The 10,043-nt window shown below is 62.2% G+C and carries 8 protein-coding genes and 1 pseudogene; all 9 read left to right on the forward strand.

Going from position 1 to position 10,043, the window contains the following annotated elements:
- Positions 1-1,114 (forward strand): ABC transporter substrate-binding protein (locus tag I5M_RS08795; protein WP_022721059.1); only part of this gene is annotated, 1,114 nt, incomplete at its 5' end.
- A 20-nt stretch (positions 1,115-1,134) separates the two neighbouring features.
- Positions 1,135-2,103, forward strand: coding sequence for an ABC transporter permease (locus I5M_RS08800; protein ID WP_022721060.1), 969 nt, complete (start codon positions 1,135-1,137; stop codon positions 2,101-2,103).
- A gap of 2 nt (positions 2,104-2,105) precedes the next feature.
- A complete protein-coding gene (locus I5M_RS08805; RefSeq protein ID WP_031335921.1) occupies positions 2,106-2,963 on the forward strand; it encodes an ABC transporter permease in 858 nt (285 codons plus the stop codon).
- A gap of 2 nt (positions 2,964-2,965) precedes the next feature.
- Positions 2,966-3,970 carry an ABC transporter ATP-binding protein gene (locus I5M_RS08810; RefSeq protein WP_022721062.1) on the forward strand — a complete coding sequence of 335 codons (1,005 nt, stop codon included), beginning with the start codon at positions 2,966-2,968 and terminating at the stop codon, positions 3,968-3,970.
- Positions 3,948-4,980, forward strand: a pseudogene (locus tag I5M_RS29395) (ABC transporter ATP-binding protein). The gene I5M_RS08810 and the pseudogene I5M_RS29395 overlap by 23 nt, the downstream one beginning before the upstream one ends.
- Entirely contained in the window at positions 4,977-6,515 is a 1,539-nt protein-coding gene (locus I5M_RS08820; protein WP_022721063.1) for a class I adenylate-forming enzyme family protein, read from the forward strand. The pseudogene I5M_RS29395 and the gene I5M_RS08820 overlap by 4 nt, the downstream one beginning before the upstream one ends.
- Entirely contained in the window at positions 6,512-7,276 is a 765-nt protein-coding gene (locus I5M_RS08825; protein WP_022721064.1) for an SDR family NAD(P)-dependent oxidoreductase, read from the forward strand. The genes I5M_RS08820 and I5M_RS08825 overlap by 4 nt, the downstream gene beginning before the upstream one ends.
- A 941-nt stretch (positions 7,277-8,217) precedes the next feature.
- Positions 8,218-9,621 (forward strand): (5-formylfuran-3-yl)methyl phosphate synthase, encoded by a 1,404-nt coding sequence (locus I5M_RS08830; protein ID WP_083909545.1) that lies wholly within the window; start codon positions 8,218-8,220, stop codon positions 9,619-9,621.
- An 11-nt stretch (positions 9,622-9,632) separates the two neighbouring features.
- Positions 9,633-10,043 (forward strand): hypothetical protein (locus I5M_RS08835; protein WP_148287847.1); only part of this gene is annotated, 411 nt, incomplete at its 3' end.

Consider the following 10,043-nt stretch of genomic DNA (forward strand, 5'->3'; position numbering starts at 1 on the left):
TCTTCAATCGGTGCTGGCGACCTCGCTGGTCATTCCCAAGCATGTCTATGACGGATCGGAGATCGCGACCAACCCGGCCAACAATGCGCCGATCGGCACCGGTCCGTTCAAGTTCAAGCAGTGGGTGCGTGGCAGCCACATCGAATACGCCGCCCATGACAAATATTGGGACGCCGGCAAGCCGTATCTCAATGGGCTCGTGATGCGCTACTGGCGCGATGCGGCGTCACGCACCGCGGCGCTGGAAGCCGACGAGCTGCAGCTCGGCATCTTCAATCCGATCCCGGCGCCCGACATGGACCGGCTGGCGAAGACCGGCAAGTTCATCGCGCAGACCGACGGTTATCTCGGCGCGGCCTGGGCCTCGACCATCGAATTCAACAGCCGCCGCGACATCGTCAAGGATCCGGCGGTCCGCCGCGCGCTCCTGACCGCGATCGACCGGGCGACCATCGCCGATGTGGTGTATTTCGGCCGCGCCAAGCCGGGCACCTCGTTCGTCTGCTCCTCCAACACGAAGTTCTACAATCCGAAGCTGCCGACCTACGAGTTCGATGCCAAGAAGGCGGCCAAGATGCTGGACGACGCCGGTTACCCGAAGAAGGGCAAGTCGCGCTTCAAGGTCCATCTGCTCGCCGCCGGCTGGTTCGAGGAGAACGGCAAGGTCGGCCAGTTCGTGAAGCAGAATCTCGAGGACATCGGCGTCGAGGTCAATCTCACCGTTCCCGACCGCGCTTCATCGCTCAAGCAGATCTACGGCGATTACGACTACGATATCGCGCTGTCGAACTATGCGGCGCGCGTCGAGCTGGTGCCGCAGCAGACCGACTACGTCACCACCAGCGGCATCGTCAAAGGCGCGGCGTTCCGGAATGCCAGCGGCTATTCAAATCCGGAGGTCGACGACATCGTCGCCAAGATGTCGATCGAGCCGGACGATGCAAAGCGCAAGGACTTGGCCTTCAAATTGCAAGAGATCGTGGCGCGGGACCTGCCGATCACCGTTCTGATCGAGCTGATCTCGACGACCATGATGGCGAAGAAGGTCAAGGGCGTCGGCAACCGCGCCGACATTTCGGCGGACAGCCTGTCGGACGTCTGGCTCGACGTCTGAACGAAAGCGGAGATGCATCGATGAAACGCTCGATTGTCCGAAGGCTGTTTCAGATCATCTCTCTGATCATCGGCGTCATCGTGATGAACTTCACACTCATCCAGATGGCGCCGGGATCGCTGCTCGACATCATGACGTCCGAGCAGCAGGTCACCGACCCGGCCACGCTGGAGCACTTGCGGCATCTCTACGGGCTCGACCAGTCTCCGCTGGTTCAGCTGCTGCGCTACACCTGGTCGGTCTTCACTTTCGATCTGGGCTACTCCTATCGGCAGAATGCGCCGGTGTTCGACATCATCATGGCGCAGCTGCCGTCGACCTTGCTGCTGATGCTGACGTCGCTCGGCGTCGCCGTGACGCTGGGGATGATCGCCGGTGTCGTCGCTTCGGTGAAGGTCAACAAGGTCTGGGACGTGGTGATTTCCCTGGCGGCGGTGTTCTTTTTCGCGGCGCCGACGTTCTGGCTCGGTATCATGCTGATTATCTTTTTCGCCGTGCAACTCGACTGGCTGCCGGTGGGCGGCATGACGACGATCGGCGAGCAGTTCGGACCCGTCGGGCATGTGATCGATGTACTTCGGCACCTGATCCTGCCGGCGCTGTCGCTCGGTCTGTTCTACGCGGCGATCTACACCCGTGTGATGCGCGCCTCGATGCTGGAGGTGTTCTCGCTCGATTTCGTTCGCACCGCGCGGGCCAAGGGACTCAGCAAGACACGTGTCATCCTCGCCCATGTGTTTCGCAACGCGCTGCTGCCGGTGGTCACACTGCTCGGGCTGCAGCTCGGCACGGTGCTGGGCGGCTCGGTGGTGATCGAGGCGGTGTTTTCCTGGCCGGGGATCGGCAGTCTGATGCTCGACAGCGTGATGAGCCGCAACTACCCGGTCGTGCTCGGCGTCTTCGTTCTGTCGGCCGTCGTCGTCGCCATCGCCAATCTGCTGGTCGATCTAGCCTACTACCGGCTGGATCCGCGAATCCGGAGCCGATGATCATGACGCATCGACCGCCGTCCGCCTTTCTCGAATTCGTCGTCCGGTTTGCGCGCAATCGTGGTGCGGTGCTCGGCGCCGTCATCATCGTCCTTGTCATTGCGCTCGCCCTGGCGGCGCCCTGGCTGATCGACAAGAACCCGCTGCGGATCGTATCGCGACCGGAAGTGTGGCCGTTCACCAATCCGCGCTTCCCGCTCGGCACCGATTCGATCGGCCGCAACATTTTCGCGATGATTGCCTATGGGGCGCGCACCACGCTGATGATCGGCATCGTCGCGGCCCTGACGGCGACGGCGATCGGCGTCGTGATCGGCGCGGCCGCGGCGTGGTTCGGCGGCTGGATCGACGACGTGCTGACCCGGATCACCGAACTGTTTCAGACCGTGCCCAATATCCTGCTGATCATGACGGTGGTGGCGATCCTCGGACAGAAGATCGACAACATCACCGTGGCGATCGGGATCACGATGTGGCCCGGTATCGCCCGGTTGACACGGGCCGAGTTCCTCACTTTGAAGAACCGCGAGTTCGTCCTGGCCTGCCGCTCGATGGGCATGAGCAATATCCGGATCATGGCCGGCGAAATCCTGCCGAACGCCATTCCGCCGGTGATCGTGCTGGCTTCGGTGATCATCGGCAGCTCGATCCTGTTCGAGAGCGCAATCGCCTTCCTTGGCCTCGGCGATCCCAACGTCGCGAGCTGGGGCGCGCTGATCGGCGACGGCCGCACGCTGATCCGTCGTTCCTGGTACATCTGTGCGATTCCGGGCCTCGCGATCATGCTGACCGTGCTGGCGATGAATCTGATCGGCGACGGACTCAACGACGCGCTCAATCCCAAGCTGAGGGATCGCTGACGATGGCGGCGCTGCTCGAGATCCGCGACCTCGAAGTCGATCTGTTCACGCGCCGCGGCGTGTTGCGGGCGATCGACCGCTTTTCGCTCACCGTCCAACACGGCGAGACGCTCGGCCTGGTCGGCGAATCCGGCTGCGGCAAATCCATGACGTCGCTGGCGATCATGGGGTTGCTCCCCGTGCCGCCGGCCAAGATCACCGGCGGGGCCATTCTGCTGGAAGGGCGCGACCTCACCAAGCTGAGCGACAGCAAGATGCAGGCGGTGAGGGGCCGCGAGGTCGGGATCATCTTTCAGGATCCGATGAGCTCGCTGAACCCGGTCTACACGGTCGGCGATCAGCTCGTCGAGGCGATCCGCTGCCACTTCAAGCTCGATCGGCGCGCCGCCGCGAAGAGGGCGCTCGACCTTCTCGACCGCGTCCACATTCCTGACGCACGCCGCCGCCTCGACGCCTATCCGCACGAGTTGTCGGGCGGCATGAACCAGCGCGTCGTAATCGCGATGGCGATCGCGTGCGAGCCCAAGCTGCTGATCGCTGACGAGCCGACTACAGCGCTCGACGTCACCATCCAGGCGCAGATCATCGAGCTGCTGAAGGAAATCCAGCGGGAATCCCGGATGGGGATGGTCTTCATCACCCATGATCTCGGGGTGATCGCCGATGTCGCCGACCGTGTCACCGTGATGTATGCGGGCAAGAAGGCCGAGGAAGCGCCGGTCGATGTGCTGTTCGATGATCCGCGGCACCCCTACACGCGTGGTCTGATCGGCGCGACGCCGAAGCCCGGCGATGAGCGTCGGCATCGGCTGGTCGAGATTCCCGGCACCGTTCCGGGCCTCGCCAGTCGGCCGAAGGGCTGCGCCTTCGCCAACCGCTGTCCGCTGGTGTTCGAGCGTTGCCATGTCGAAGCGCCGGCCTTGGTGCATCAGGCCGAGGGGCACGCGGCCGCTTGCTTCCTGGCCGACCAAATGGAGGACTGCGATGTCGCTTCTGTCGGTGCGTAGCCTCGTCGTCGACTACCAGACGTCGTCCGGCACCGTGCATGCCGTCAACGACGTCAGCCTCGATATCGAACCTGGCGAGACTGTCGGCCTGGTCGGTGAATCGGGTTGCGGCAAGTCGACCCTCGGCAAGGCCATCATGCATCTGATCCCCGCCACCGACGGGCAGATCATCCTGGATGGTCAGAACATCACCAATTTCTCGTCCGCGGGCGATGCGGCCGATCCGCGTCAAGATGCAGATGATCTTTCAGGATCCGCACAACTCGCTGAATCCTCGGCGGACGGTGGGCAATCTGATTGCGCAGCCGCTGCAGATCGCAGGTTACGACAAGGCGGCGATCGCTGCTCGCGTGGCCGAGCTGATGGGGCAGGTCGGCCTGCCGCCAGACGCCGCGGCACGCTATCCGCACGAATTCTCCGGCGGCCAGCGTCAGCGTATCGGCATCGCCCGCGCACTCGCGCTCAAGCCCAAGCTGGTGATCTGCGACGAGCCGGTCTCGGCACTCGACGTCTCGATCCGGGCTCAGGTCATCAATCTGCTGCAGGATCTCTCCGACCAGCTGGGCGTGTCGTATCTCTTCATCTCGCACGATCTGACGATGGTGCAGCACATCGCCAACAGGCTGATCGTGATGTATCTCGGCCGCATCGTCGAGACCGGATCGGCCGAGACGATCTGGAAGCATCCGGCGCATCCCTACACGCAGGCGCTGCTTGCCGCGGCGCCGGTCGCCGATCTGCATGTCATGCGCAGCCGCAGCCGTTTCGTGCTGGAGGGTGACCTGCCGAGCCCGACCAATCTGCCGGAAGGCTGCGCGTTCTCGACGCGCTGTCCGTTCGCGACCGACTTGTGCCGGCAGGAGAGACCGATCCTGCGGCCGATGGGCGAGGGGCGGCAGTCGGCCTGTCACTACGATCTGGTCGACCAGCTCGGGGGCGCGGCAAACAAATCCATCTCGTCCTTCGATCGGAAAAGCGAAGGCAAGTACAAGGTAGGAGCACGGGCATGAGCTTCCGCTGGAAAAACCTCGGCGATCTGGTGGATCGCTCACGGGATTTGAACCGTCCGGCGATCATCGATCTGCGGACGGCAGAGCCACGCGTGTGGACGCATGTCGAGATCGACCGTCTCGCCAATGGCGTCGCGTCTTATCTCACGGCGCTCGGCCTTCCGCGCGGCACGACGATCGCTATCCTGTCGCTGAACCGGGCCGAATACATCGCTGCGTATTTCGGCATCATGCGCGCGGGCTTCGTTGCTTTGCCGGTCAATACCAAGCAGCCGCCTGAGACGATCGAGTTCGTCCTGCGCGACTCGGATTCGAAGTTCGCCTTTGTCGATACAGCTTCGCGACGATCGCTGCCGGAAGGCTTCGCGTTTCTCGATTTCGATGATGCGGGGCCGGACGGCTTTGCTGCGCAGATCAGGCCGGGTGATTTCGAGACCGTCGAAGTAGGTCCCGACGAGCTCGGACAGATCCTCTACACCTCCGGCTCGACCGGGCGGCCGAAGGGCGTCGAGCTCAGCCATTACGGCCAGCTCTGGGCGCTCGCCGCCAAGGGTGTCAGCGCCGACGCCTGCGACGAGGTCTACATCATTGCCCAGCCGTTGTTTCATATGAACGGGCTGTTCGGCGCCAAGAGCATTTTCGCCAGCAATGCCAGCATGGTGTTGATGCCGGGCTTCGACGGGCGCCGCTATCTGCAGGCGATGGCCGACCATGGCGTCACCGCCGTTACCGCCGTGCCGACGATGTTCGCGCGGCTGCTGCGCGAGCCGGATCTGCTTGCAGCCAACGACTATAGCCGGCTCAAGCGGCTCGCTTTGGCGTCCGCGCCGATCACGCGGGCGATGGCCGACAAGATCGAGGCGGCATTCCCACATGCGGCGCTGACCCACGGCTACGGCACCACGGAAGCCGGCCCATCGGTGTTCGGGCCTCACCCTGAAGGCAAAGCGCCGCCGCCGCTCACGATCGGTTATCCGATCGATCCGTCGATGGTGAAGCTGGTCGACGGCCCGAGCGACAACGAGGGCGTGCTGCTGATGCGCAATCCGGCGCTGATGACGCGCTATCGTGGTATGCCCGAGAAGACCAGCTCGGTGATGCGCGACGGCTGGTACTACAGCGGCGACGTCATGCGCCGGGACGAGGACGGGTTCTACTACTTTATCGGCCGCGCCGACGACATGTTCGTTTGCGGCGGCGAGAACATCTATCCGGGCGACGTCGAGAAAATGCTGGAGACGCATCCCGCCGTGCGCCAGGCCGCGGTGGTTCCGCTCGCGGACGAAGAGCGCGGCCAGATGCCGGTGGCTTTCCTGGTGCTCGCCGACGGCAAGAGCGCCACGACCGAGGACATCAAAGCCTACGCGTTGCGTAACGGTCCGACCTATCAGCATCCGCGCCGCGTCAGCTTCGTCGCCGACCTGCCATGGGCCGGCACCAACAAGATCGATCGCGCGGTCCTGATACGAGAGGCCAAGGAATTGGAAGCGGGCGGCGGCTGGTCGGTGTCGTCCAGCGCCGAGGCCGCCGCATGAGCGGCTTGCTCTCCGGCAAGACGGCGCTGGTCACCGGCTCCAGCCGCGGCATCGGCCGCGCCATTGCGGTTGCGGCGGCGGGCGAGGGCGCGCTGGTCGGCGTGCATTACGCGGGCGGAGCGGACGCTGCCCAGACGACGCTGGATGCTATCCGCGAGAACGGCGGCGATGGCTTCCTGGTTCAGGCCGATCTGTTTGAACGGCAAGGTCCGGACACGCTCGCCGTGAAGTTTCTCGACGAGGTTGAGCAGCGCACAGGCCAGCGGAGCTTCGATCTTCTGGTCAACAATGCCGGCTACGGCGGACGCTACCGGATCGATCAGGTCGACGATGCGATCTTCGATCGCATGATCGCGGTGAATTTCCGTGCGCCGTTCTTTCTGGTCCGCGCACTCCATCCGGCGATCAAGGACGGCGGCCGCATCGTCAATGTCTCGTCGATGGGAACGCGCGCGGCGTTTCCCGACATGAGCATCTACGCGCCGTCCAAGGCCGCGCTCGAAACGCTGACCGTGGTCCTCGCCAAGCAGCTCGGCCCACGCGGCATCACGGTCAACGCCGTGCAACCGGGCGCGACCGTCACCGATATGAACCCGCTCGACAAGGACCCCGCCCGCGCGGCTGCCGCGATTCAGACGATCGCACTCGGCCGGCTCGGTCAGCCCAACGACATCGCCTCCGTCGTCACTTTTCTGCTGTCCGAGGCGGGAGGTTGGATCACGGGACAGAAGATCGATGTGTCCGGCGGGCAGAGGATCTGATCGGGGGGCTCGGAGCGAATTTGGAGGCGGAGCCGCGAGATCGATCAGGTTCTCAATTCGCTGAGCAAGGGGCTCGCTCGAGAAGTGCCTACCAAGATGCCGGAAGATCACGAAAAAGGTAATGCCCGGAAGCAGGATCGCTGAGCAGTACGCCTTGCTGCCAATCGATGCCGCAAGGTGGCGCGCGATAGCTAATCTGCGATAACTCATTCGAAGATTTGCCGATTTGTGCGCGCAGGGGAGGTCAATTGCTCCCCGATCCCCGGCGCCAATGAGTACCGGTTTCACGAAAAGCCCGGCGAAGATTGCCAATCCCAAAGCGGCAACGGGGGCGTACCATATCCACCGAGCCACGCCAGCGGCGGCTTCCGTGAGCCGGCCAACTTCGCCTTTGCGTTCGAGGAGTTGGCCCGGTCAACCGGAGCAGGGGCAGAAGCTGGCCAGGGAAGGTAAGTAGCTAGGAGTGTCGTCTCTTCGATTACTCCTTGAAGTTGTCGAGAATTGTTGCCAGAATTGTAATCGAGAATTTTGCACGGACGGAAACTGTTGTCTGATTGACTGTCTATTCATTCAGGAGGGCGGGTCAGCCATATTCATGTTCGTTGAACTACGTCTATCCGCCGAAAATTTAGATTTTCGAATAGTTTGTGGCTGACTGGCTGCAGCGGGTCCATTGTCCGCGGGGTTATTTGTTTTCATGACCTGCCCGAAGTGATGCCTATTCGCCCGCTCCGTGGTTTCGCATCGTTCTATCCTAAACGAATCCGACTAAGGACCGTTGCTGCAGATTGGCACAAGCTAGAACGGATCAATTTCATCGGCTTGCGATGAGTGAGCGTGAAGTGCGCTCTGTGAATTAAGTAATTTTCGCGACTTCATCGCAACGGTGGCGTTGCTTGATGCTCTACCATTAGTAAGAAGAAATAATTGGAGGAATTTCCATGCCTCTCGCGCCTGTCCGTCTGGTAAATCGAAAATTGCTCGTCAGCGTATTCAACGCGCAAGAAGCCCGCGAGGCTGTGCTTGGCGGCGGGCGGATCATCGACAGCGAGGATCCAAAGAGCGCGCTTGGCAACATCAGTCCGCGCCATATCATGGATATCAGCGATGCGGTTCTGGATTTCCGCCGCGACTTAGAGGTGCAGCTGAGCACCAATATCGGTGAAGATCAGCTTCTTTTTCGGCGATCCCAGACCGGTCAAGCTATCGAGAAATCCAGGTATGAAATCGCCGGTAAAGCCGCCCAAGCGGCTCTCGGTGTAGCGCTTTCGATGGGGACGCGCGTCCATCCGGTGAGTTTTGTGAAGGTGGGTGTCGATGGGATGGAGGTCGACAAGATCGGTCAGGTCTTGAACGAGGTTGTCGATACGCTGAGGAGAACCGAGGCTCTGAGCCATTGCCAGGTGATGTCCGTGCTGTTCGCGCAGGATCTTCAAATGTGGCAGGAGCGCCGGCGCAACGAAGGCGTGCGGAAGGTTCTGGTCGAGTTGCGAGAATTCAATCCGAGTTCCGACCGCGATCCTGATGCTTTCGATGTCGGCCCCTACGCGGTTGGAACCTTACGTGATCCGCAGACCGGTCAAGTGCTTTTCAGCGACGCGTCGCAGGTCTCGCTGTCCACGTTGATTCAGCGCGGAGTGCTGCCGCAAGGCAGCGACTCGACCTTCGTGCGGGCCAACGAGCTGTTCGAACATCGAAAGTATTTTCCGCAGATCGCCAAGGGGGCGGCCAGAACGACCAAGGCCGTCATCAAGGCGATGGTCGACGTTACCGCGGAGTCCGGCGCCAACGCCATCATGATCGACACCTCGATCTTGTCGAAGGTGACGAACATTTGCCTCGTCGATACGCGTGGCGACGAAATGGTCGACATAAACAGTCTGGTGGTGCGCGACAACCTGCAGCAACGCGGCATCCTCTCGCTCGATGAACTACGCTTCTTCGTCGACTACTGCCATTACCGAGGCGTTGCGGCCAACGTCGCCGGATCCATCGAAAGCTATCAGGCTCAGCAGCTCTGGCAGCTCATTCCGGAACTGGATCAAGCGTCGACGCGCGGCTCGGCCTCTGGCGTCGACATCGATCCCTCGAATACGCGCCCGGCTGGTCAGGATACACGGCAGCATCGCGTCATCAAACGCGCATTGGTCCGGGGGCTCGCACCTCCCGAGCACGGCGGGGTTCTCAATTTCCCCGCGTCACTCCAAGGCGTGCCGGGTGCGATCGAGCGCGTCCGGGAGCTGATCGCGAGACAGCGGGAGTACCGGCAGTCGGCCCGCTTGCCTGAACTTCAGGCGTTCTGGGTGGATTCCGCCGGTCGTCCCAGCCCGATCGATCAGAAGTAGGAGGGCCTCCCATGGTATCCTCTCCCGTTACGCCGCTGGGGCAACAAGGGCGGCCGCCTTGCTCTCTTCCGCTCGCCGATGCGGATCTCGGTCTGGACAATGCGAACTGGACCAAGGGTCTTCAGGCGATGTCCGATTGGATCTGGAGTGGGAATCTCAGTCCCGGTCCGTTTCCGAACAACCTTGCCAAGTATTTCCTTCATATTCCGGGAATCTTCGAGCAGCAGCTCAATTTCTCGACATCGTTGATCTTCGACGAGCCCTCGTTTCGCAACGGCATTCAGGTCTCCGGGGTCATCGATCGACCGGTGCGCGAACTCGTCATCAGCTTCATCGGTCAACGCCGGCACTCCTGGTACACGACGACCCACCACGCCGTGCTCGGTACCCTGACCGCGAACAAGCACGGCATTCCTGATCAA

The sequence above is a fragment of the Rhodopseudomonas sp. B29 genome (genome assembly GCF_000333455.1).
Taxonomy (GTDB): Bacteria; Pseudomonadota; Alphaproteobacteria; order Rhizobiales; family Xanthobacteraceae; genus Rhodopseudomonas.

Excerpts from the sequence above, each read along its gene's own strand:
- I5M_RS08825 (WP_022721064.1), top strand. The coding sequence starts at position 6,512 with ATGAGCGGCTTGCTCTCCGGCAAGACGGCGCTGGTCACCGGCTCCAGC.
- I5M_RS08820 (WP_022721063.1), top strand. The coding sequence starts at position 4,977 with ATGAGCTTCCGCTGGAAAAACCTCGGCGATCTGGTGGATCGCTCACGG.
- I5M_RS08830 (WP_083909545.1), top strand. The coding sequence starts at position 8,218 with ATGCCTCTCGCGCCTGTCCGTCTGGTAAATCGAAAATTGCTCGTCAGC.
- I5M_RS08800 (WP_022721060.1), top strand. The coding sequence starts at position 1,135 with ATGAAACGCTCGATTGTCCGAAGGCTGTTTCAGATCATCTCTCTGATC.
- I5M_RS08810 (WP_022721062.1), top strand. The coding sequence starts at position 2,966 with ATGGCGGCGCTGCTCGAGATCCGCGACCTCGAAGTCGATCTGTTCACG.
- I5M_RS08805 (WP_031335921.1), top strand. The coding sequence starts at position 2,106 with ATGACGCATCGACCGCCGTCCGCCTTTCTCGAATTCGTCGTCCGGTTT.